The following is a 20,863-nucleotide window of genomic DNA, read 5'->3' as shown; positions in this document are numbered from 1 at the left end:
GGTGCGCGGCAATGTTGCACCAGCCACGGAATCGTGACGATGTAGCTGTCGCGGCGATCCCTCAAACGGCGACGCACGGGACAAAGGGATGACTCGTCCTGCGACTCTGGCAGCCGTCGGGTTCGGCATTCTTGCGTCGGGCTGACGACAGCGGATCGTCGTCACGGAATTGACATGAACGGACTTCCTGCACCTGATAGGCCATGCGCCCGCGTCTATACCTTGCATTTCCGGCCTTTCTTGCGCTGCTGGCCGTCGCGCTGATGGCATGGAACGCACGAGGCGGGGAACCTCCGAAGCGCGTCGACGGCGCCCTTCGGATCGTGACCATGAACACACATTACATTCTTCTTGATGCCCGGCATGACAGCCCCTGGTCGATTCAGGGCTGGCATCGGCGCCGCGTGGCCATGGCACAGGTGCTGCAAGACCTGGACGCAGACCTGATCGCATTTCAGGAAATGGAGAGCTTTCGCCATGACGATGACGGTGCCGTCAACCTGGCCCGCGACGACCTGCAGGCTGCGATGCCGGATTTCTCGGTCGCTGCCAGCGGTGACTGGCGGCAATTTCCATCGACGCAACCGATCTTCTATCGAACGGACCGTCTGCGGTTGCTTGACCAGGGGTGGTTCTTTTTCTCGGACACACCCGACGTGATCTATTCGCGGACCTTCAATGGATCCTATCCGGCCTTTGCATCCTGGGCCTGGTTTCAGGATCGCAGCACGGGAAAGCGGCTGCGAGTCGTGAGCGTCCATTTCGACTTCCGCAGTGCGCGAAATCGCCTACAATCGGCCAGGCTGGTGGCCGCGCGCATCGCACCATGGCTGAAGGCGCAAGAGCATGTCATCCTGGCCGGTGATCTGAACGCCTTGGCGGGCAGCCGGACAGCCCGAATCCTGACGGACGCGGGACTGGTCCTGACGCCCGCTCGCGGGTCAAGCTTTCACTTCAACCGTGGCCTGAACCTCTTTGGCGCGATCGACCACATCCTGCATGACTGCGCCGCCCGGCTGACTGATCGGCCAGTCGCGATCCGGTCGCGGCCGGACAAGCAATGGCCATCGGACCACTATCCGGTGCTGGCCCAGATCCTTCCCGGCGCGGCGCGTTGCGATCAGTTTTGAAGTTCGGACATGAAGCGCCGGTCGATCCTGTCCTTCCATCGCCACAGCCACGCCCCACGAAGGGTCAGCCCGCGCCATTCGGCCAAAGCGTTTCGCCCCCCCAGCGAGATGATCTTGAGGTAATCTTGCTGCGGGTCATATCGGCGCATGGGCTTGCCGGATGCCGCGGCGACAAGGTTCGCGGCAAGAACCGGCGCCTGACGAACGGCAAAGACGCCCGCCTTGGGGCGCGGTGCATGCACCATCGCGGCACAGTCACCGACGGCAAACAGCGCCTCGTGTCCCTCGACCTGCAATGTCGGGGTCACGCGGACGAATCCCGCGCTGTCCACGGGAAGGGTCAGGCTCATCCAGCCGTGCGCGCGCGCACCCGCGATGCCGATTGTCAGGCCAGAGGCGATGCGTGTGCCATTCGACAAGAGAACCGCGTCGTTCTGGACCGACGCAATCCGGGCCCGAGTCACGATGCGGATACCAGATCCGTGCAGCGCCGCCGCCAGATATCTGCGCGCCCGCAGCCCCAATGCCTGCGCGACGACGGATCCCGCCTCGATCACCGTGACCTGGCTTGCCCCGCGATGGCGCAGGGCAAGGGCTATTTCAGCGCCCGCGACGCCGCCGCCGATGATGGCTGCGGGGATCGTCGCGGGCGTTTGCCGCAACCGGGCGCTGAATCCGTCAAGCGGCTTGATGGGAATGGCGTGGTCGGAAAAACCCGGTATCTCTGGCATGGTGCCGTGGCTGCCCACGTCCAGAACCGCAAGGTCATAGGAGATCCGCGTGCCGTCCTGCAGGATTGCCTTCCGGGCGATCGGGTCGATCCCGCAGATACAGCCCTGAACGAACGAAATCCCGTGCGATCGGGAAAATCGCGTGAGGTCGACACGCATTTCGTCGATTGAATAGTGACCGGCGACATAGCCGGGAAACATCCCCGAATAATTTGCCTGCGCCGCAGCGTCGATCACGGTGATGCGGGCCCGCGGCAATTCCGCACGCAACAGACGCACCGCCAGCAGGTTCGCATGCCCTGCCCCCAGAAGCAGGATCCGGGGATCATCATCGGATGTCATCTGTGATTCCTGCTCGGCAAGAGTCTTTGCCGTCAAGACAGGATTTGATGGGAACGGCGCAGGATGGAAAGAAGCCGCCGGTGAAAGGTCCATTCGAATGCGCCGCCTTATCGTAACATTTCCTTTCAGCCTTGCTGCTGCCTGTGGCCAGACTTGGGTCGTACGGTCCAGCCCCTGCACGTGGTCAAGGGACGCAGCAGCCTGCACAACGTCTCTATCGCCACCACGCCGCCTCAGGCGGTCGGCACCGTTCCCCCGTCGATGACGTATTCCGTGCCGGTGATCGTCGCGGCGAGATCCGAGGCGAGGAAGGCGATCAGGTTGGCGACCTCGGCGGGCGTTGAGGGGCGGCCAATCGGGATTCCGCCCAGACTGTCCATGATGATCCGTCGTCCCCCATCAAGATCGGTGCCGGCCTCGGCGGCCACGCGTTCGCTGAGCCGGACCGATGCCTCGGTCTCGATCCATCCCGGCGCCACGCGGACCACGCGCACGCCATTCGGAGAGACCTCTTTCGACAGGCTCTTGCTGTACACCGACAGTGCCGCCTTGGCGGCAGCATAGGCGGTCGTCGCCTCGGGCAGCGGCAGAAGACGCTGGATCGAGGTGACGTGAACCACCACCCCCGCGCCTTGCACGACCATGCCGGGCAGCAGCGTCCGATCCAGACGCACCGCAGGAAGCAGGTTCAGGGCCAGTTCGGCCTGCCATTCCGCCTCGCCCAATGCCGCGAAGCCGCCACCGGGTGCCGATGATCCGCCCAGCATGTGAACGATGATATCGACGCCGCCCATCCGGGCCCGCACGGCCGCCGCCACGGCGTCGCATCCCTCGGGCGTGGTCAGATCCGCGGCAACGAACATGTCGTCGGTCAGATCGCCCGGAGGCTTGCGGGCCGTCGTCATGACCTGCGCGCCCAAGTCACGGAACAGCGCGACGGTGGCTGCGCCAGCGCCCTGCGTGCCGCCGGTGACCAGCGCGCGCTTGCCGTTCAGTGCCAGGAAATCAGGCATCAGCCGATCTCCAGGTCAGAGATACGGTCACCGTTCAGGCCGAAGGTAAAGGTCAGCACGGCCGGGCTGCCCGGAAAATCGCCGGTCACGTTTGCCTTGACCACGGTCTTTCCGCTGGTTTCGATCGCGCTCATCGGCTCTGCGTGATGATGATACTTCGCCTTGGCGGCAAGCCACCAGTCGCGGATCGCCTGCGGGCCATGATGGTCGGCACCTTCATCATGGACGATGGCATCGGAGGCGAATGCGGCGGCAAGGGCGTCACCGTCCCGTGGCGCACGCGCGGTGAAATAGGTCTGGATGGGGCGGGGCAGTTGCATGAGGCAGTCCTTCCGGTTCTGGTTCTGAACCAAGATATAGGGCTGGACGGTCGCGTTAATAATCAGGATAAAACGGCATCAAGTGATGACAGAATCGGGACAATGGAGAGCGGGCTGAAGGCACTCGAGTCGGTTCTGGCCATCGCGCGGCGCGGGTCTTTCCGGGCGGCGGCGATCGATCTTGGCATCTCGACGACGGCGCTTTCACATACTGTCAGGCGGCTCGAGACCGCCCTTGGCGTGAGGCTGTTCAACCGAACCACGCGCAGCGTGTCATTGACCGATGCCGGTCGCGAATTCGTCGAGCGCATCGGTCCGGCGGTGACAGAGATCCGGGGTGCGATGGATGGCGCGCGGTCGCAGCGCCGGACACCTTCGGGTCTGCTGCGGATCAACGCGTCGGTCCAGGCAGGACGGGAAATCGCGCCACTCGTGCTGGCCTTCCTGCGCCGCTTTCCCCAGATGCAGGTCGATCTGGTGACCGAGGGACGGCTGGTTGACATCGTGGCCGAGGGATTCGACCTGGGTATTCGCCCCGCCGACCTGGTGCCGCGCGACATGATCGCCCTGTCGGTGGGCCGACCGCAGCGATACGCCGTCGTGGCCTCGCCGGAATGGATCGCCGCGCATGACGCGCCGCAAACCCCGGCGGATCTGCCGTTGCAGGAGTGCATTCGCGTGCGGCTGCCGAATGGTGCATTGTTCCGGTGGCCTTTCGAACGTGACGGTGAAACCGTGCAGATCGATGCCAAGGGACGACTGACGCTGGACGAGGCCGCGATTGCCCGCGCGGCGGTTCTTGACGGCGCGGGCATCGGCTTCTTCATCGAGCAGGACGTGATCGACGACATCGCATCCGGTCGGCTGATCCGACTGTTGGAAGATTGGACGCCGTCGCGTCCGGGCTTCAGCCTGTATTATCCCGGAAGGCGGAACCCCTCGGCGGGGTTTGCCGCCTTCCTCGCGATGGCGCGCGACGTCGCGGCGCGCCGTTCCGGTCAGGGCTGATCTCAGGCACTTTGATAGGTGGTCTTTGTCACCGTGTAGAACTCGGCGGCATAGCGCCCCTGTTCGCGTGGGCCGAAGGATGACCCTTTGCGGCCGCCGAACGGCACATGGTAATCGACACCTGCAGTCGGCAGGTTGACCATGACCATTCCCGCCTCGACCTTGCGGCGGAATAGCGTGGCCTGCTTCAGGCTGCTGGTGCAGATCCCCGCGGAAAGCCCGAAATCGGTGTCGTTCGCGACGGCCAATGCCTCGTCGAAATCATCGACGCGGATCACGGTCGCACAGGGGCCGAAAATTTCCTCGCGGTTGATGCGAGCGTCGTTCTTCGTGCCAAGGAACAGGGCAGGGGCCTGATAGAAGCCGGGCGCGGCCAGGTCCAGCCGTTCGCCACCGATCACCTCGGATGCCTCGCGGCGCGCCAGTTCGACATATTCGAGATTCGAGGCCAGCTGACGTTCGTCCACGACGGGCCCGATCTGCGTGTCGCCCTGCAGCGCGTCGCCCACACGCAGCGCGCGCATCTGACGGGCAAGTTCCTGAACGAACGCGTCGTGTATGCCCGCTTGCACGATCAGTCGCGAAGACGCGGTACAGCGCTGCCCGGTCGAGAAGAACGAGCCGTTCAGACAGGCCTGCACGGCTGTTTTCAGGTCGGCGTCGTCCATGACGACCATCGGATTCTTGCCGCCCATCTCCAGCTGCACCTTGCGGCGCAGGCCGCCACAGGTCGACGCGATCCGCGATCCGGTCGCGGCTGAGCCGGTGAAGGAAACCGCATCGACATCCGGATGCGACACCAGCGCGTCGCCGACCACGGATCCCGAGCCCATCACCATGCTGAAAACGCCGGGCGGGCAGCCGTGCTTGTGCAGAAGCTGCGCGATGACATGGGCACAGCCAGGCGTCAGCTCGGCCGGTTTCAGAACGACGCAGTTGCCATAGGCCAGCGCGGGCGCGATCTTCCAGGCGGGAATCGCGATGGGGAAGTTCCACGGGGTGATCAGGGCGATCACCCCCACCGGTTCCCTGCTGACCTCGACATCTATTCCGGGCCGGACAGATTGTTGCACATCGCCGGTCACCCGCAAGGCCTCGCCGGCGAAGAACTTGAAGACCTGGCCGGCGCGCGCGGTCTCTCCGATGGCTTCGGGCAGGGTTTTCCCCTCTTCGCGCGCCAGAAGGCGACCGATCTCGTCCTTTCGGGTCAACAACTCGGTGCCGACGGCGTCCAGAAGTTCGTGACGCGCTTGCGGACCAGAGAAGGCCCAGGTCTGAAAGGCCGCGCGGGCGGCGCCGACGGCGCGATCCACTTCATCGCGACCGGCACAGGCATAGAGGCCGATGATGTCGCGTGTATCCGAAGGGTTCACATTCGGGCGGCTGTCATCGCCCCGCTGCCATTCGCCTGCGATCAGGTGGCCGTGGATGTCGCTTATGTCTTTCATGGAAATCTCCGTTTTCGCTCAGGCCGCAAGGACTTCGGATGTCAGGCGGTCCAGAATTCTTGTCTCGGGCGATCCGAGGCGGGTGAAGGGCGGCAGGACGTTCTGCCAGGCGGGATCGCCCGTGCGCCGGGCAACCAGATGCTTGACCGCAGGAATCAAGGGATGGGCGGAAACCGCGCCGCGCATATCGGCCAGATGCCCGGCAAGATGCGTTTCGCCCGCCCAGACGCGCGCGCAGGTCGGAGCCGTCAGGTTGGCGGTGGCCGAAATGCAGCCCGCAAATCCGGCCGCGCGGCCTTCGGCCAGACTGGTTTCAGAGCTGGGAAAAACCCGTAGGTTCCGCAGGCTGGTCGCCAGACGCCGGCAATAGTCAAGATCGCCCGAACTGTCCTTGATTCCGTCGAACCGGTGCGGGGCAAGGGCGTGTAGGTGTTCAATCACCGATGCAGAAATGACGAACCCGGTCATCTGCGGGAAGTTGTAGAACCAGACGCGGATTGGCCGGTCGGCCAGCGCCGCATCAAGCGCCAGATACCAGCCGATCAATCCCTCGTCCGAAGGCGGGGTGTAGTAGTAGGGCGGCAGAACCAGCGCCACGGGATAGCCCAGATCATCGGCGTGCCGTGTCAGCGCGATCGTTTCGGCCAGCGACGGGGTGCCGGTCCCCACCATCAGGCGGCTGCGATCCAGCCCGTTCGCGGCCATTGCCATGATCTCGCGTCGGGTCACGCTGTCGAAGGAATTCGCCTCGCCTGTCGATCCCAGGATGTTCACGCCGTCGCAGCCATTGGCAAGCGCCCATCGGGCGTGTTCCAGAAACGCGGCCTTTGAAGGCCGGCCCTGCGCGGTGACCGGAGTCGGCACCGCCGCGATAATTCCGTGCATGATGGTTTCCTTCAGTTGTCTTGGGTGGCCAGGCTGGGCCGCGGCGGCAGGTCAGGGTGGTCGCGGCGCGGTGCCATGTCGCGCGACCATCCGCCCGGTTCCTCGATCTCGCCCGTGGGTGCCTGGAAAACCTCGCGGTTGATCCGGGCGAAGATGGCGTTTTCTGCGTCCAGTTCATCCTCGTAGCGGATCGCGTCGACCGGGCAGATGCTTTCGCACATGCCGCATTCGATGCATTCCGTCGGGTGGATGTAGAACATCCGCTCACCCTCGTAGATGCAGTCCACCGGGCACGAGGTCGTGCAGATCCCGTCCTTGATGTCGATGCATTGGCCCTGGATCACAAGCGTCATGGCATCCCCGCTATCTGCCGCGCCAGACGGGCGCGCGCTTTTCGCGGAAGGCCGCGACGCCTTCCAGAGAATCCTCGGACTGCAGCGCGGCGATCAGCGCCGGCCGACGCAGGTCGCGTGCCTCTTGCGGGTCCAGATGGGCGGTTGCACGGATCGTGTCCTTGATCGCAGCCACGGAAAGGGGCGCGCAGGACAGGATGTCGGCGACCCAGGCATCCACCTCGGCGTCAAGCTGGTCCGGCGGGACGACCGCATTGACCAATCCCAGGCGCGCAGCCTCGTCGGCAGGCATCATCCGTCCCGTCATCATCAGCCCCGCTGCGATGTTGCGCGGGATCAGCCGCTGCAGCGCGACCATGCCGCCATCCAGCGGCAGGCGGCCGACCTTGGCCTCGGGCAACCCAAAACGCGCGGTGCTGGAGGCGATCACGATGTCAGCGCCCAGCACCATTTCAAACCCGCCGCCCAGGGCCAGGCCGTTGACCCGCGCGATGACCGGCACGGTCAGGCTTTGCCGCAGCGCGATGCCCCCGAACCCGTCGGGATTTGCCGCGGCCCAGTATTCCAGCCCGCTGAGACCGTTGCCGGCTTTCATGTCGGCGCCGGCGCTGAAGGCGCGGTCGCCCGCGCCGGTCAGGACCACGCAGCGGATGTCATCGCTGGCCTCGACCAGCGCCCAGATGCGGCTCAGTTCGGCTTCGGTCGCCGCATCAACCGCGTTCATCCGATCGGGACGGTCGATCGTGACTCGCGCGACGTGACCCGTGACGTCGAAGCGAACGCTCATACCGCCTCCTTCCGCGCGACGGCATCTAGGCCGAATTCGCGGATCACCTCGTCGGTGTGCTGTCCCAGCCGTGGCGGGGTGTGGCGCACCATCACCGGCGCCTCGCTGAGATGGACGGGCGATCCGACCAGCGTGATCTTGCCCAGGATGGGATGGTCGATATCGACAAGCATCCCGTTCGCAGCGGTCTGGTCATCAGCCAAGGCCTCACCCAGTGACCGGACCGGTGCGCACAACAGATCCTGCTGTTCCAGCCGCTCGATCCAGTGGGCGGTGGTGTTGGTGGCAAAGGCGTCGCGAAAGCGTCCTTGCAGATACGGCTTGTTGGCGCGCTGCGCCGCCAGGTTGGGGTAGTCGGGCGACAGATCCTCGATCTGCAGCGCGGCACAGATGTCGCGCAGTGGATGCGGCTTGAACGCACCGACCACGACAACCGCGCCGTCGGTCGTGTCGAAGACGCCGGTCAGCGGCATGGCGGCCCAGTTCAGCACCTCGCGATGCTTGGACCATTGCGCGGCCTCCTGCATCTGCATGGCGATCATGGAATCATACAGCGAGACCCCGACCTTCTGGCCGCGCCCGGTCTTCTCGCGCGCCAGCAGCGCCGCGAGAATGCCCTGAACAAGGTGCATTCCGGCCGTATAGTCGCACAAGGTTGTCGGATAGATGGACTTGGGAACCGCAGGATCCTGGGTCTTTTCCATGACCCCGGTCATCGCCTGCGCCAGAACATCCTGCCCGCCCTTGTGCGCATAGGGACCAACCTCACCGAAGCCGGTGCCCGAGGCGCAGATGATGCGCGGATTGATCTTCTTCAGCGTGTCATGATCAAAGCCCAGTCGCTTCATCACCCCGGCGCGGAAATTGTCCACCACCACGTCGGAGTGCGCGACCAGATCGTAGATCATCTGGCGCCCCGTCTGGGACTTGGTGTTGATCTCGACCGATCGCTTGTTGCGGTTCAGCGAGGCGAAGACGGCGTTGTTCATCGCCTCTTCGCTGGGTTCGCCGAAGAAGTTCCGCGACAGATCGCCCTCGCCGGGGCGTTCGATCTTGATCACATCCGCACCGAAATCGGCCAGCATCTGCGTCGCGCAGGGGCCCATCATCACTTGGGTGAAGTCAAGGACGCGAACGCCTTCCAAAGGAAGTGCCTGTTTGGTCATGATGTCTTCTCCTTACGCTGCGGCGGTTTCTTCGATCAGGGCGTTGGCCGATGGCACGTCGCCGGGATCGGCGCCCTGCGCGCGCATCTGTTTCTGGATCGCCGTCACATCGACGTCCCGCAGCGCGCAATCGGCCTGCAGCGCCTTGGCGACGGCGACGCCGGCAGCCTCGCCCTGGGCCATGCAGGGGGGAATCTCGCGCGATTGCTTTTGCGCCTCGCTCTCGACCGAATAGTGACGGCCCGCGACGATCAGGTTGTCGATGCCCTTGGGCAGCAGCGCACGATAGGGCGTGTAGTAGTCGCGACCCCGGCAGACCGAGTCCGCGAAATGGCGGCGTTTCTTCACGTCGTCCTTGGTGACGATATATTCACCCTGCAGCAGCCGCGTCTGACGGATCCCCATCTGTTCGGCCGCCCCCAGCATCCTGGCGTTCTCGAATCCCGGCAGATTGGCGCGGGCAAAATCCAGCAGCGCCATCATGCGGCGGCGGCCTTCGAATTCGGCCTCGACCATGTGTTCGGGCGACATCCCGTCATAGCCCGGCATGTGCGGGCAGTTGCACCATACAACACCCGGCAGCGGGGTTTTCAGCCACCACATGCCCCAGGCCCCTCCGATGACGCGGCGGGCCTGACGGTCCAGCGCCTTGTATGCCTCGGGGTTCTGGTATTCGAACGCCTCGGCCTTGGCGGTATCGACATCCATCAGCCGGAAGACGGTGGTGACGATGAACTGTCCTGTGGCGAACGAGGCGCCGGAAGAGGAAGCGACGTCCAGATCACCCGATGCGTCGATGACCATACGCGCCCGGATCGCCTGACGACCCAGCTTGGTCTGCACGATCACGCCCGTGACCCGGCTGCCCTCGACCAGCGCCTCCGAGAACCAGCTATGTGTGCGCAGTTCGATCTTCGCTTCCTGAACCAGATCCAGGCTGACGCGCTTCCACGCATCGGGATCGAAGGCGACGGCATGGATGATCGGTTGCGGCATGCCCTGCTTGTGAAAGTCGATGCATCCCCAACGCGACCATTTCTGCCACATTTCCCAATTCGTCAGGCAGTCCTCGGGCGGCGGAAAGACGGCACCGTCCTGACGCTGCATCCGGTCCACGAATTCGCTGACGATGCCGGTCGTGACGATCTCGGTGCCGGCATTGACCATGTCGTCCAGCACCAAAACCATCCCGCCCGAGGCCATGCCGCCCAGATGGTGATAGCGTTCGACCAGCGTCACCCGCGCACCGTTCCGTGCGGCCGAAACGGCGGCCGACAGGCCTGCGGGTCCCGCCCCGATCACCACCACATCGGTGTCCGACACGACGGGAACCTGTTCTGCGCGGCTGTCGATGAAGTCCTTGTTGCGTTCGGTCATTGGACAAACTCCTCCTGTCACGCCGCGGCGGGTCCATGCCTGCGGCGTCGATTTCTCTTTTGCTTGAAGGCCTTTAGGCTACCAGCGAACGATCCGGCGTTCGGCCAGCGAGACCAGCGTGAACATCAGGACCGACAGGCCCGAAGACATCAGCACGGTCGCGTAAAGCAGCGGCGAATTGAAGTTGAAGGTCGCATCGATGATCAGCGCCCCCAGTCCCAGATCCGCGCCGACCCATTCGCCGACGATGGCGCCGATGACCGAGGTCGTCGCCGAGATCTTCAGTGCCGAGAACAGGAACGGCAGTGAGGATGGCAGGCGCATCTTCCAGAACACCTCGGTTTTCGATGCCGACAGGATCCGCGCCAGTTCCAGCGTCTGCGGGCTGACCGATTGCAGGCCCCGCACCATGTTGACCAAGGTCGGGAAGAAGCAGATCAGGGCCGCGATCACCACCTTCGCGGTCATGCCGGGTCCGAAGATCAGCACCAGGATCGGGGCGATCGCCAGGATCGGGATCGTGTTCACGAAGACCGCGATGGGAAAGAACGCCCGTTCGACATTGCGGGAATGAACGAAGGCCACGGCGATCAGGATCGCGGCCAGGTTGCCGACCGCGAAGCCGGCCACGCTTTCGATGAATGTGGGCCAGAAATTCTGCATCAGCAGCGGGAATTTCTCGACGAAGGTCGCGGCGACGTCCGAGGGGGCAGGCGCGATATAGGTCGGAACGCCGAACCCCTTCACGCCCAGTTGCCACAAGGCGACAAGACCCGCCGCCGTCGCCAGCGGTACGACCGCTGACATCAGCTTCTGTTTCCGGGCGGCGTTGCGAGCCTGGATTTCGGGATCGACGATGTCGATTGTCTCGGCGACAGCCATCAGCAGGTCTCCAGAAGTTCGCGAAGATAGCCGCAGTAGCGGTTGAATTCGGGGGTGTCGCGCAGTTTCATCTGGCGCGGTTCGGGCAGGTCGATATCGACGATCTCGCGCAGGCGGCCGGGATTGGCGCGCAGCATGATGACCTTCTGCCCAAGGAACACGGCCTCGGAGATCGAATGCGTGACGAACAGGATGGTCGTGCCGGTCTCGCGCCAGATATCCAGCAACTGAAGGTTCAGCCGGTCGCGCGTCATCTCGTCCAGCGCGCCGAAGGGTTCGTCCATCAGCAACAGTTTCGGCTGGCACAGCAGCGCCCTTGCGATCGCGACGCGCTGACGCATGCCGCCCGACAATTCATGGGGCAGCGCGTTTTCGCGCCCCTTCAGGCCGACCAGTTCCAGCAATTCCCGCGGGCTGCGCGGCCCGACAGGGATCTCGACATTCCGCTTGCGTCCGATCTCTAGCGGCAATTCGACATTCTTCAGCGCCGATCGCCAGGGCAGCAGTGCCGCATCCTGGAAGACGAAGGCGAATTCGCGGGCAAGACGCGCCTGTTCGGTCGTCTTCCCGAAGATTGACACATCGCCGCCCGCCGCAGGGATCAAGTCCGAGACCAGCCGCAGCATCGTCGATTTGCCGCAGCCCGAGGGACCCAGAATGGTGTAGAAGGCACCGGCCTCGATCTGCAGATCAAGCTCTTCGATGGCGGTGTAGGTGCCAAAGCGGACCGTGGCGGCCTTCAGCGCGGCGGCCGGGATTTCGGCGGGCAGCGCGTCGATCGGCTGCCCCGTCAGCGTGGCTTTCGATTCCATCATGCCCATCACCCGTAGACCGGCCGCGATGCGGCGATTTCATCCAGCACCGACAGCGTCATGATGTCGTCGACCTGCGGCGCCCCGCCTTCGAACTGGCCCAGTCGGTCATAAATGTCGATCTGGTCCTGCCAGTTATCGGGCGTCATGGTACCCCAGCCGTTCTGGCGTGTGTTCTCGTCGAAGCTGTATTTGACGACGGCGTCCACCGCCGCCAATTCGGATTCGCGGTCCAGATTGGGATAGCGCGAGACAAGGATATCGACCGCTTCCTGGGGGTTGTCATGCACCCAGCCCCAGCCGCGTGCGATGGCCCGCAGCATGCCGCGGACCTGGTCGGGGTGATCGGTCAGCGCGCTGTCGTTGACGTAATAGGGATTGGCGTAAAGCCTGATCCCGGCGTCCCACAGGCTCATGTCGACCCGATCCGGTCCCAGGACCGACAGCGCGCCGACATTCGTTTTCCAGCCGGTCACCACGTCGGCCTGTCCGGTCAGCAGGGGCGTCATGTCGGCCCCCATCACCAGCACCTCGACCTGATCTTCGGGAATGTCATTGGCCGCCAGCAGTGCCTGCAACAGGATCCTGGCGGTCCCGTTGGTTGCCACGGTCTTGCCGATCAGGTCTTTCGGCTGACGCACCGGGTTCTTCTCAAGCGAGAAATAGGTGAACGGATGCTGCTGATATCCGGCGGCGATGCACTTGATGGGCAGTCCCTGCGATCTTGCCAGCATCAGCGACGGGCTGGAACTGATCGAACCGATCTGTGCCCGACCCGACGCGACCGAGGCCACGCCATCCACGTTCGGACCGCCGGCCACGACCTCAAGTGACAGCCCTTCTTCCGCGAAATATCCATTCGCGTCGGCGGCCAGTTCACCCAGGATACCGTTCCCGGCCAGCCAGCCAAGCTGCAGCTTCACGGTATGGGTATCGGCGGCCCAGGCTTTTTCGATACCGATATGCGTCCCGGCGAGGGCAGCCCCAAAGGCCGTCATGCCGCGCAACAGACCGCGGCGGTCAAGCGTCATCTTATCTTGCGTCATTCGCGTCTCTCCTGTCGGTGGGAAAGCGGCCCTTGTTTCGACCTTGTTAAAATGACTTTACCGTTGCGCGGGCGGTGCAGGTAGGAGAAAGTTCTGCCAACGGTGGTGCGGAAAACGCACCACCCCCTTTGTCCTTCGGCAGGCGGCCGCATGCATTCGAGTTTTCTCAGGTATTTTGACGAGGTTGCCCGACAGCGGTCGATCCGCAAGGCGGCGCAGCTGCTCAACGTGTCTTCCACGTCCGTCAATCGCAAGATCATCAGCGTCGAACAAAGGTTGGGCGTTTCCATCTTCGACCGCACGCCAGAGGGCGTCGAGCTGACGGCCGTGGGCACCATCCTTCTGGAGCACTGTCGCACCGTGCTGCATGACTTCGAACGGACGAAAATCCTGATCGACGACATGCGTGACCTGCGAACGGGTCATATCAACATCCACACGATCGATTCCATGACGATGGGTTGCCTGCCGCGCGCGATGAACGAATTCGGAAAGGTCTATCCGGACATCTCGATCTCGGTGACCACCTCGCAGCCCGAGGATGCGGTGCATGCGGTGGCCAGCGGCACCGCTGAGGTCGGCGTCGCCTTCACCTTTTCGGATCAGCCGGGCGTCCGGCTGCTATCCGAGAAATCGGCCCCGTTCGGCGTCATTCTGCGTCCCGACCACCCGCTGGCTGGCCGGACCAGTGTGACGATCGAAGATATCGCGACCTACAGGCTTGTCCGCACGATCGACGCGCGGGGGGGTAATTCGATCATCGATCACGCGATCACAACGCTGGTGACGCCCTTGTCCACCCACATCTTCACGAACACGCTTTCGCTTGCGAAGCTGATGATCCTCAGCGGGCACGGCATCGGTCTTTATACCAAGATCGGGTTCCACGACGACATCGAAAGCGGCCAACTGCGCTTCATTCCCCTGATCCAGGAGATGCTTGCGAACATCCGCGTCGGGATCTTCGTGTCGGCCACAAGCTCTATCGATCCCGCGAAACGCCTGATGTGCGACGCACTGGCCCGCGAGATGGCAGGCATGCGCCTGGATTCCTGATCCTTCCAGGCGCGGGCCTGCGGCGGTTCGGATGCTGAAGGCAGGGATCCGAACCTATGGCCCCTAGAGGACCGAGATCATCCCCCCGTCAACGAAGATCAACTGGCCGCTGACATAGTTCGAGGCATCCGAGGCCAGATAGATCGCCGTGCCGACCAGTTCATCCGGACGGCCCCAGCGGCCGGCTGGGGTGCGACCCTTGACCCAGGCATCGAAATCGGGGTTCGAGGTCAGCGCCTCGTTCATCTCGGTCAGCATGTAGCCCGGCCCGATCGCGTTGGCCTGAATGCCGTGCGGCGTCCATTCGGCGGCCATGCCCTTGGTCAGCAGACGGATGCCCCCCTTGGCGACGGTATAGGGAATGACCGTCGCGCGGGCCAGTTCGCTGGTCAGTGATCCGATATTGATGACCTTGCCGCGGCCGCGCGGGATCATCCGTTTCGCCGCCTCGCGACCCAGCAGGAAGGCGCTGGTCAGATTGGTGTCGATCACCCTTTGCCAGTCGGCCAGCGCCAGTTCGACCATCGGCTGACGATGCTGGATGCCGGCATTGTTCACCAGAATGTCGATCTCGATCCCTTCGGCATCCAGATCGCGGAACACGGCTTCGACGGCCTTTTCGTCGGTGACGTCAAAGGCTGCGGCGCGCACGGTCATGCCCGCATCGCGCATCTCTTGGGCGGCGGCCTCGGTCTTGTTAGGGTCGCGGCCATTGATGACCAACGCGGCGCCCGCGGCGGCAAAGCCTTCGGCAATGGCGCGACCCAGACCACGGGTCGATCCGGTGACAAGGGCGGTGCGGCCGGTCAGGTCGAACAGGTTTCTTGTGGTCATGTCTTCAACTCCGATTTGCGGACGGTCAGGTCGCTGCGCTCATAGACGGCGGGCAGCAGGTCGGTCCCCAGGCCCGGCCCCTGCATGGGCAGGGCGTGGCCGTCGCGGATCACCGGCATTTCGGTGACCAGTTCGCGATACCAGCCGTCATAGAAGGCGCGCACAGATTCCTGGATCAGCGTGTTGGGCTGGCTGAACGAGGCGTGGATCGCGGCGACGAACCCGACAGGGCCGGTGCAGTCATGCGGCGCGAAGGGACGGTGATAGGTGTCGGCCAGCGCGGCGATCTTGCGACCCTCGGTCAGCCCACCAGTCCAGCACAGATCGACCATCGCGACATGCAGCGCGCCCCGGTCCAGCATGTCCTTGTAGGGAAAGCGCGACCCAAGCGTCTCGCTGGCGCAGACCCAGACATCGGTCGAGGCGGCGTATTCCTCCAACGCTTGCGGGCTGTTCATGCGGATCGGGTCTTCGTACCAGAACGGCTGATAAGGCTCCAGCGCGCGCGCGATCTGCTTGGCGGCCGGCAGGTTCCACAGGCAATGGAACTCGACCATGATGTCCATCTTGTCGCCGACGCGCTTGCGGATCTTCTCGAACGGCTCAAGCGCCGTGCGCATCTGTTCGGCGGTGATGAACATGCCGCGGTTTTCCTGCGCCGGCGGATCGAAAGGCCAGATCTTCATCGCGGTGATGCCGCTTTCCAGCAGGTTTTCGGCCAGCGCGCCCGCATCGGTCATGAAGGCGTTCAGATCTTCGTAGGGACCCTCTGTGCGGCCGATATTCCAGGTGTCCACCGGGCGGATATTGTTGCTGCGCACATAGCCATAGCCGGCGCAGGTGTTGTAGATCCGCAGCCGGTCGCAGTTCAGCCCGCCCAGCAGGTTGTGTACCGGCTGGCCGGTGATCTTGCCGAACAGGTCCCACAGCGCGATGTCGATGGCCGAGGCCGCGCGGTATTCGACGCCGGTCGAGCTTTGCGCCATCGGCAGATCGACCATCGCGCGGTTCAGCGCCTCGATCCGGGTCGGGTCCTTGCCCAACAAGCGCACGGCCAGGGTGTTGTGGATATGCGCCTCGACCGCCGCAGCACCATAGAACGTCTCGCCAAGGCCGATGCTGCCTTCGTCGGTATGCAGTCTGACCCACAGCACATTCGAAAATTCCTCGGTGCGCAGCGTCTCTATCGCCGTGATCTTCACCCTGTGTCCTCCGCTCGAATCGCCAACGAATCGCGTTGACTTTATAGATATGCTGTGAAATATCAGAAAACATCAATAGGAGAGACTTGATGGGTGTTCAAGGCAAAACATCGGAACGACTGAAGGGGCAGGAAGCCCCTGAAGGTGCCGATGCCGCGCTGACACCGCCATCGGGAGACCTCACCAGCGTCGCCTATGAGCGGATCGAGGAGTTGTTCGTATCCCTGCGACTTGCGCCCGGATCGACGTTGCGGACGCAGGATCTGCAAGGGTTGACGGGGCTGGGTCGGACACCCGTCCATCAGGCGGTCAGGCGATTGGCGGCCGAGACGTTGCTGGATGTTCAGCCAAGAAACGGCCTGCTCGTATCGCCGATCGATCTGGCGCGCGAGCGCAGGCTTGCCGATCTGCGCCGGGATATGGACCGTTTCGTGGTTGGGGCCGTCATATCGGAGATGGAGGGGAACGAGCGCGCCCGTCTGTATCACATCATGCGCAGGCTGGAGGATCAGCAGCCGACGATCACGCTGGACCAGTTCAACGTGCTGGACAAGGCCTTCGACCGGCTGATGATCGAGGCTTCGCGCGAACGGTTTCTGGAACGCAGCTTGCGTCCATTGAAGGCGCTGGGGCGGCGCGCGGGCTTTCTGGATATCAGCAAGGTCAGCGGACAGCAGGGGCTGGAGGAAACGGTCGAAAACCATCTGGCAATCATGCGCGCCGTGCTTGCGGGCGACGTGGCGCTGGCGCGGACCATGTCGGACCGGCTGGTCGAATTCGGGCTGGTCATGCTGGACCGGCTGGAACGCAACATTGATCCGGCGCTGCTGGATATAAGCTTCGGTCTCGACGAGGGTCCGGGAGGACGGGCGTCCTAGCCCGAACGGCGTGCAGCGGCTATCCGCCACGCCAGACAAATCCAGAAACATCTGAAGTACAGGGAGGACTAAGATGAAACTGATCCATGCGGCCACGATGGCCCTTATCCTGACGGCCAGCGGTGTCGCTGCCCAGGAATACAGCTTCAAGTTCCAGTCGTCGGATCCGGCCGGCAACCCGAACTACGAGTTCCAGAAAGGCTGGACCGAACTGGTCGCCGAGCGGTCGGATGGCAAGATCCAGATCGAGATGCTGCCCGTGGGTTCAGTTGTCGAATACAACGAAACTCTGGATGCTGTCGCCGCGGGCATCCTGGACGGTCAGATCTGCGACAGTTCCTACTGGGCCGGGAAGGACCCTGCCTTCGGCCTGATCTCGAACCCGGTCGGGGCCTGGTCCGATCCCGAACAGATGATCGACTTCGTCGAGAATGGCGGCGGCAAGGAGATCATGCAGGAACTGCTTGGCAGCTATGGCCTGCACTTCATCGGCGTCTCGACGCCCGGGCTTGAAGCTTTCGTGTCGCGCGTGCCGCTTGAGGGCGTTGACGACCTGAAGGGCGTCAAGGTCCGCACGCCCGAAGGGCCGATCGCCAACGTGTTCGCGGCGGCCGGTGCCTCGCCGGTGAACCTGCCCTCATCCGAGGTCTATACGTCGCTGGACAAGGGCGTCGTTGATGCGGCCGATTATTCGGTCTTTTCGGTGAACCAGCAACAGGGCCTGAACAAGACCGCGCCGCATCCGGTCTATCCCGGCTTCCATTCGCTGCCGCTGGTCGAAGTGTCGATGAACAAGGCGAAATGGGACGCGCTGCCCGACGATATGAAGGCGTTGCTGGAAGAAACCGTAAAGGAATTCCAGCAGACCCAGCTGCAAGGCAATCGTGACGCCGACGAAAAGGCGCTGGCAGAGGCCGAGGCCGATCCCAACATCACCGTTCACAACTGGTCCGACGAAGAGCGCGCCAAGTTCCGTAAGCTGGGCACCGAGGAATGGCAGAAGATTGCCGGCCAATCGCCGATGGCGCAGCAGGTCTATGACACCCTGATCGCCTATCTGAACGACAAGGGCATGCTGGAGTAAGCCTGTTCAGGGCCGCCCCGATTTCGCGGGGCGGCCTTTTCATTCCGGGGAACGCCCATGACCGAAGATCATCAACAGATCGACATTGCCGCGATCGGCACGCCCACCAGCCACATCCCGCCCGAATCCGGCCTGATGGGGCGAATGGTGGATCGCATCTCCTATGTCTTTGCCGCCGGTATCGTCATCTCGGCCGCCGTGCTTCTGTACGAAGTGTTCATGCGCTATCTGCTGAACAGCCCTACGATCTGGGCGCATGAGACGACGGTCTTCCTGTGCGGCCTGGCGTTCACCTTTGGCGGATTGTACTGCACCAGCCGCAACAGCCATATCCGGGTCGTGCTGATCTATGACGTCCTGCCTGCTGGCACGCGCAGGATCTTCGACATCGTGATTTCCGTGATCTCTGCGGTCGCCTCGGGCTTCTTCGCCTATGCCGCATGGCACATGGTCACGCGCGCTGTCTGGACGCCGTCGGGCGATATTCGACTGGAAACGACCGGCAGCGCCTGGAGCCCGCCGACACCCGCACTAATCAAGATCTTCATCTTCGTGGTCATGATCCTGCTGGTCGTGCAGTTCCTGATCCTTGCCGTGAACTACGCCCGCCGGGCCAAAGGATAACCAACGATGATCGAGCTTGGATTCAATCTGCAATCCCTGGGCATCGAATGGGGCACGGCGGTCATGTTCGGCATGCTGGTCGTGCTGCTTCTGACCGGGATGCCGCTTGCCTTCGTGACGCTGCTGGTCGCGCTGATCTTCGCGCTGGGATGGTTCGGCCCGATGTCGATCCCGCTGATCACCAGCCGGGTCTATTCCTTCGTGATGAACTTCGTTTTCGTATCGGTTCCGATGTTCGTGCTGATGGCGGCCATCCTGGACCGATCCGGGATCGCGCGCGACCTTTTCGACGCCATGAAGCTGTTCGCCGGGCGGGTCCGGGGCAGCGTCGCCATCCAGACGGTCTTCGTCTCGGTGATCCTTGCCGCCATGTCGGGCATCATCGGGGGCGAGATCGTGCTGCTGGGCCTGCTGGCGCTGCCACAGATGCTGCGGCTTGGCTACGATCGCAGCCTTGCCATCGGCGTCGTCTGTGCCGGCGGCTCTCTGGGCACCATGATTCCGCCGTCGATCGTGCTGATCATCTATGGGCTGACCGCCAACGTCTCGATCGGTGACCTGTTCACGGCGTCGTTCCTGCCGGGTTTCATGCTGGCCATGTTTTACTGTGCCTATATCCTGGCGCGCGCCTATCTGACGCCGGGTGCGGTGCCGGACGTTGATCCGACGCCGGTCCCGCGCGAGGAAAAGATGCGGCTGCTGAAGGGGCTGGCGCTGCCGATCCTTGTGGTCGTGATGGTGCTGGGGTCGATCTATGGCGGCATCGCCTCGGTGACCGAGGCCTCGGCCATCGGTGTGGGCGGGGTGGTGTTGTCCACGATCCTGCGCGGCGAATTCACCTATGCACTGCTAAGAGACGCGGCCATTCAGACACTGGCGACGGTCGGCATGATCGTCTGGATCGGCATCGGCGCGACTGCAATCGTCGGCGTCTACAACCTCATGGGCGGCGTCGATTTCGTGTCGAACCTGATCACCGGAATTTCCGACAATCCGACAGTGATCGTGCTGGTGATGATGGGCATCCTGTTCATCCTGGGTGCCTTTCTCGACTGGGTTGGGATCGCGCTTCTGACAATGCCGATCTTCGTCCCGATCATCACCGATCTGGGGATGGACCCGGTCTGGTTCGGGGTACTTTTCTGCATGAACATGCAGGTCAGCTTCCTGTCGCCGCCATTCGGCCCCGCAGCGTTCTACCTGAAATCGGTCGCCCCGCCCGATATTTCGCTGGGAATGATCTTCCGGTCCCTGTTGCCCTTCATCGCGCTTCAGATATTGGCAGTGTCGCTGCTGATCGCGTTTCCGGGAATTACCGGGCGCTGAACGAGACCAGAGGAGAAGCCAATGATGGGCGCCGTTGAACCCAGGACCGTCCCCGCCGGGCTGTGCGTGATGGTCATGGGGCCAAGCGGGGTCGGCAAATCGACATTCGCCCATGCACTGGCTGATCGGATCGGTGCCGTGTTCATCGAAGGGGACGACTATCATCCTGCTGAAAACCAGGCCGCGATGAGCGCGGGCCGCGCCCTGACCGACGAGATGCGGATGCCATGGCTTTCGGCCCTGTCGGAAGCGGTCAAGGCGTCCTGCGCGGCCCGGCCGACCGTGTTCACCTGTTCGGCCCTCAAGCGCAGCTACCGTGATTTCCTGCGCGAAAGGATTGGACCGCTGCGGCTGATCATGCTGCAGGCACCGCCAGAGCTGATCCGCAAGCGCATGTCAGAACGCCAGCACTTCATGCCGCCCGCGCTGCTGGATTCGCAGATCAGCACATTGCAGCCACCCTTGCCGAACGAGCGCGCGATCTGTCTGGATATGAGCGATCCGCTTGAAGATGTGACCCAAAGGGCGATGGCCGCACTGTTGGAGGCAAAAGCCTGAG

Annotated in this window: 22 protein-coding genes; 8 read left to right on the top strand and 14 right to left on the bottom strand. The window is 63.4% G+C overall.

Annotated elements, in window-relative coordinates; genetic code table 11:
* Window positions 1-203: 203 nt before the first annotated feature.
* Window positions 204-1,130, top strand: coding sequence for an endonuclease/exonuclease/phosphatase family protein (locus tag MU516_RS16640; protein ID WP_260278396.1), 927 nt, complete (start codon window positions 204-206; stop codon window positions 1,128-1,130).
* Here the strand turns inward: MU516_RS16640 and MU516_RS16635 are convergent.
* From MU516_RS16635 to MU516_RS16625, 3 genes are all read right to left on the bottom strand, one after another.
* Window positions 1,121-2,203, bottom strand: a complete 1,083-nt coding sequence (locus MU516_RS16635; RefSeq protein ID WP_260278395.1) for an FAD-dependent oxidoreductase — start codon at window positions 2,201-2,203, stop codon at window positions 1,121-1,123. The two genes, MU516_RS16640 and MU516_RS16635, sit on opposite strands and share 10 nt — an antisense overlap.
* Window positions 2,204-2,436: 233 nt before the next feature.
* Entirely contained in the window at window positions 2,437-3,216 is a 780-nt protein-coding gene (locus MU516_RS16630) for an SDR family oxidoreductase (protein WP_260278394.1), read from the bottom strand.
* Window positions 3,216-3,536 (bottom strand): nuclear transport factor 2 family protein, encoded by a 321-nt coding sequence (locus MU516_RS16625; protein WP_260278393.1) that lies wholly within the window; start codon window positions 3,534-3,536, stop codon window positions 3,216-3,218. Before MU516_RS16625 ends, MU516_RS16630 begins: the two co-directional genes overlap by 1 nt.
* Before the next feature lie 102 nt (window positions 3,537-3,638).
* Here MU516_RS16625 and MU516_RS16620 point away from each other — a divergent pair, with 102 nt between their 5' ends.
* Window positions 3,639-4,544 (top strand): LysR family transcriptional regulator, encoded by a 906-nt coding sequence (locus MU516_RS16620; RefSeq protein WP_260278392.1) that lies wholly within the window; start codon window positions 3,639-3,641, stop codon window positions 4,542-4,544.
* A 2-nt stretch (window positions 4,545-4,546) separates the two neighbouring features.
* Here MU516_RS16620 and MU516_RS16615 read toward each other — a convergent pair whose 3' ends face one another.
* From MU516_RS16615 to MU516_RS16575, 9 genes are all read right to left on the bottom strand, one after another.
* On the bottom strand, window positions 4,547-5,992 hold the full coding sequence (locus MU516_RS16615; RefSeq protein ID WP_260278391.1) for an aldehyde dehydrogenase family protein: 1,446 nt from the start codon (window positions 5,990-5,992) through the stop codon (window positions 4,547-4,549).
* A gap of 18 nt (window positions 5,993-6,010) precedes the next feature.
* Window positions 6,011-6,877 carry a dihydrodipicolinate synthase family protein gene (locus MU516_RS16610; protein ID WP_260278390.1) on the bottom strand — a complete coding sequence of 289 codons (867 nt, stop codon included), beginning with the start codon at window positions 6,875-6,877 and terminating at the stop codon, window positions 6,011-6,013.
* An 11-nt stretch (window positions 6,878-6,888) separates the two neighbouring features.
* Complete coding sequence (locus MU516_RS16605) at window positions 6,889-7,230, bottom strand: 4Fe-4S dicluster domain-containing protein (RefSeq protein ID WP_260278389.1); 342 nt, start codon at window positions 7,228-7,230, stop codon at window positions 6,889-6,891.
* Between the two features lie 10 nt (window positions 7,231-7,240).
* Window positions 7,241-8,017, bottom strand: a complete 777-nt coding sequence (locus MU516_RS16600) for an enoyl-CoA hydratase-related protein (protein ID WP_260278388.1) — start codon at window positions 8,015-8,017, stop codon at window positions 7,241-7,243.
* Window positions 8,014-9,183: a CaiB/BaiF CoA transferase family protein gene (locus MU516_RS16595; protein ID WP_260278387.1), complete on the bottom strand. Its 1,170-nt coding sequence runs from the start codon at window positions 9,181-9,183 to the stop codon at window positions 8,014-8,016. Before MU516_RS16595 ends, MU516_RS16600 begins: the two co-directional genes overlap by 4 nt.
* 12 nt (window positions 9,184-9,195) lie before the next feature.
* Window positions 9,196-10,560 (bottom strand): FAD-dependent oxidoreductase, encoded by a 1,365-nt coding sequence (locus tag MU516_RS16590; RefSeq protein WP_260278386.1) that lies wholly within the window; start codon window positions 10,558-10,560, stop codon window positions 9,196-9,198.
* A gap of 78 nt (window positions 10,561-10,638) precedes the next feature.
* Window positions 10,639-11,442 (bottom strand): ABC transporter permease, encoded by an 804-nt coding sequence (locus MU516_RS16585; RefSeq protein WP_260278385.1) that lies wholly within the window; start codon window positions 11,440-11,442, stop codon window positions 10,639-10,641.
* Window positions 11,442-12,257 (bottom strand): ABC transporter ATP-binding protein, encoded by an 816-nt coding sequence (locus MU516_RS16580; protein WP_247740345.1) that lies wholly within the window; start codon window positions 12,255-12,257, stop codon window positions 11,442-11,444. The genes MU516_RS16585 and MU516_RS16580 overlap by 1 nt, the downstream gene beginning before the upstream one ends.
* A gap of 5 nt (window positions 12,258-12,262) precedes the next feature.
* Window positions 12,263-13,300 (bottom strand): ABC transporter substrate-binding protein, encoded by a 1,038-nt coding sequence (locus tag MU516_RS16575; RefSeq protein ID WP_260278384.1) that lies wholly within the window; start codon window positions 13,298-13,300, stop codon window positions 12,263-12,265.
* A 150-nt stretch (window positions 13,301-13,450) separates the two neighbouring features.
* On the opposite strand from MU516_RS16575, the gene MU516_RS16570 reads away from it, so the two are divergent.
* Window positions 13,451-14,356: a LysR family transcriptional regulator gene (locus MU516_RS16570; protein WP_260278383.1), complete on the top strand. Its 906-nt coding sequence runs from the start codon at window positions 13,451-13,453 to the stop codon at window positions 14,354-14,356.
* 63 nt (window positions 14,357-14,419) lie between these two features.
* Here MU516_RS16570 and MU516_RS16565 read toward each other — a convergent pair whose 3' ends face one another.
* Window positions 14,420-15,190, bottom strand: coding sequence for an SDR family oxidoreductase (locus MU516_RS16565; RefSeq protein ID WP_260278382.1), 771 nt, complete (start codon window positions 15,188-15,190; stop codon window positions 14,420-14,422).
* A complete protein-coding gene (locus MU516_RS16560; RefSeq protein ID WP_260278381.1) occupies window positions 15,187-16,392 on the bottom strand; it encodes a mandelate racemase/muconate lactonizing enzyme family protein in 1,206 nt (401 codons plus the stop codon). Before MU516_RS16560 ends, MU516_RS16565 begins: the two co-directional genes overlap by 4 nt.
* 89 nt (window positions 16,393-16,481) lie before the next feature.
* Between MU516_RS16560 and MU516_RS16555 the strand changes: the two genes are divergently transcribed.
* The 5 genes from MU516_RS16555 (at window position 16,482) to MU516_RS16535 (ending at window position 20,862) form a co-directional block, all read left to right on the top strand.
* A complete protein-coding gene (locus MU516_RS16555) occupies window positions 16,482-17,270 on the top strand; it encodes a GntR family transcriptional regulator (RefSeq protein WP_260278380.1) in 789 nt (262 codons plus the stop codon).
* A gap of 73 nt (window positions 17,271-17,343) precedes the next feature.
* Window positions 17,344-18,354 carry a TRAP transporter substrate-binding protein gene (locus tag MU516_RS16550; RefSeq protein ID WP_260278379.1) on the top strand — a complete coding sequence of 337 codons (1,011 nt, stop codon included), beginning with the start codon at window positions 17,344-17,346 and terminating at the stop codon, window positions 18,352-18,354.
* Window positions 18,355-18,411: 57 nt separating this feature from the next.
* Complete coding sequence (locus tag MU516_RS16545; protein ID WP_260278378.1) at window positions 18,412-18,978, top strand: TRAP transporter small permease subunit; 567 nt, start codon at window positions 18,412-18,414, stop codon at window positions 18,976-18,978.
* Between the two features lie 6 nt (window positions 18,979-18,984).
* A complete protein-coding gene (locus MU516_RS16540; protein WP_209056750.1) occupies window positions 18,985-20,304 on the top strand; it encodes a TRAP transporter large permease in 1,320 nt (439 codons plus the stop codon).
* A 21-nt stretch (window positions 20,305-20,325) separates the two neighbouring features.
* Window positions 20,326-20,862 carry a gluconokinase gene (locus MU516_RS16535; RefSeq protein WP_260278377.1) on the top strand — a complete coding sequence of 179 codons (537 nt, stop codon included), beginning with the start codon at window positions 20,326-20,328 and terminating at the stop codon, window positions 20,860-20,862.
* The last annotated feature ends 1 nt before the right edge of the window (window position 20,863 follow it).

This window comes from Paracoccus maritimus, assembly GCF_025195095.1.
In the GTDB taxonomy this organism is placed as follows: domain Bacteria; phylum Pseudomonadota; class Alphaproteobacteria; order Rhodobacterales; family Rhodobacteraceae; genus Paracoccus; species Paracoccus maritimus.
The sequence above is the reverse complement of the archived record's forward strand: the minus strand, read 5'-3'. Positions and strand labels throughout refer to the sequence as shown.

What these genes read in the sequence shown, in the direction of transcription:
- MU516_RS16600 (WP_260278388.1), bottom strand. Translation starts at nt 8,017, where the DNA reads ATGAGCGTTCGCTTCGACGTCACGGGTCACGTCGCGCGAGTCACGATC.
- MU516_RS16550 (WP_260278379.1), top strand. Translation starts at nt 17,344, where the DNA reads ATGAAACTGATCCATGCGGCCACGATGGCCCTTATCCTGACGGCCAGC.
- MU516_RS16595 (WP_260278387.1), bottom strand. Translation starts at nt 9,183, where the DNA reads ATGACCAAACAGGCACTTCCTTTGGAAGGCGTTCGCGTCCTTGACTTC.
- MU516_RS16625 (WP_260278393.1), bottom strand. Translation starts at nt 3,536, where the DNA reads ATGCAACTGCCCCGCCCCATCCAGACCTATTTCACCGCGCGTGCGCCA.
- MU516_RS16630 (WP_260278394.1), bottom strand. Translation starts at nt 3,216, where the DNA reads ATGCCTGATTTCCTGGCACTGAACGGCAAGCGCGCGCTGGTCACCGGC.
- MU516_RS16620 (WP_260278392.1), top strand. Translation starts at nt 3,639, where the DNA reads ATGGAGAGCGGGCTGAAGGCACTCGAGTCGGTTCTGGCCATCGCGCGG.
- MU516_RS16635 (WP_260278395.1), bottom strand. Translation starts at nt 2,203, where the DNA reads ATGACATCCGATGATGATCCCCGGATCCTGCTTCTGGGGGCAGGGCAT.
- MU516_RS16575 (WP_260278384.1), bottom strand. Translation starts at nt 13,300, where the DNA reads ATGACGCAAGATAAGATGACGCTTGACCGCCGCGGTCTGTTGCGCGGC.
- MU516_RS16545 (WP_260278378.1), top strand. Translation starts at nt 18,412, where the DNA reads ATGACCGAAGATCATCAACAGATCGACATTGCCGCGATCGGCACGCCC.
- MU516_RS16535 (WP_260278377.1), top strand. Translation starts at nt 20,326, where the DNA reads ATGATGGGCGCCGTTGAACCCAGGACCGTCCCCGCCGGGCTGTGCGTG.
- MU516_RS16605 (WP_260278389.1), bottom strand. Translation starts at nt 7,230, where the DNA reads ATGACGCTTGTGATCCAGGGCCAATGCATCGACATCAAGGACGGGATC.
- MU516_RS16565 (WP_260278382.1), bottom strand. Translation starts at nt 15,190, where the DNA reads ATGACCACAAGAAACCTGTTCGACCTGACCGGCCGCACCGCCCTTGTC.
- MU516_RS16585 (WP_260278385.1), bottom strand. Translation starts at nt 11,442, where the DNA reads ATGGCTGTCGCCGAGACAATCGACATCGTCGATCCCGAAATCCAGGCT.
- MU516_RS16615 (WP_260278391.1), bottom strand. Translation starts at nt 5,992, where the DNA reads ATGAAAGACATAAGCGACATCCACGGCCACCTGATCGCAGGCGAATGG.
- MU516_RS16540 (WP_209056750.1), top strand. Translation starts at nt 18,985, where the DNA reads ATGATCGAGCTTGGATTCAATCTGCAATCCCTGGGCATCGAATGGGGC.
- MU516_RS16610 (WP_260278390.1), bottom strand. Translation starts at nt 6,877, where the DNA reads ATGCACGGAATTATCGCGGCGGTGCCGACTCCGGTCACCGCGCAGGGC.
- MU516_RS16640 (WP_260278396.1), top strand. Translation starts at nt 204, where the DNA reads ATGCGCCCGCGTCTATACCTTGCATTTCCGGCCTTTCTTGCGCTGCTG.
- MU516_RS16580 (WP_247740345.1), bottom strand. Translation starts at nt 12,257, where the DNA reads ATGATGGAATCGAAAGCCACGCTGACGGGGCAGCCGATCGACGCGCTG.
- MU516_RS16555 (WP_260278380.1), top strand. Translation starts at nt 16,482, where the DNA reads ATGGGTGTTCAAGGCAAAACATCGGAACGACTGAAGGGGCAGGAAGCC.
- MU516_RS16570 (WP_260278383.1), top strand. Translation starts at nt 13,451, where the DNA reads ATGCATTCGAGTTTTCTCAGGTATTTTGACGAGGTTGCCCGACAGCGG.
- MU516_RS16590 (WP_260278386.1), bottom strand. Translation starts at nt 10,560, where the DNA reads ATGACCGAACGCAACAAGGACTTCATCGACAGCCGCGCAGAACAGGTT.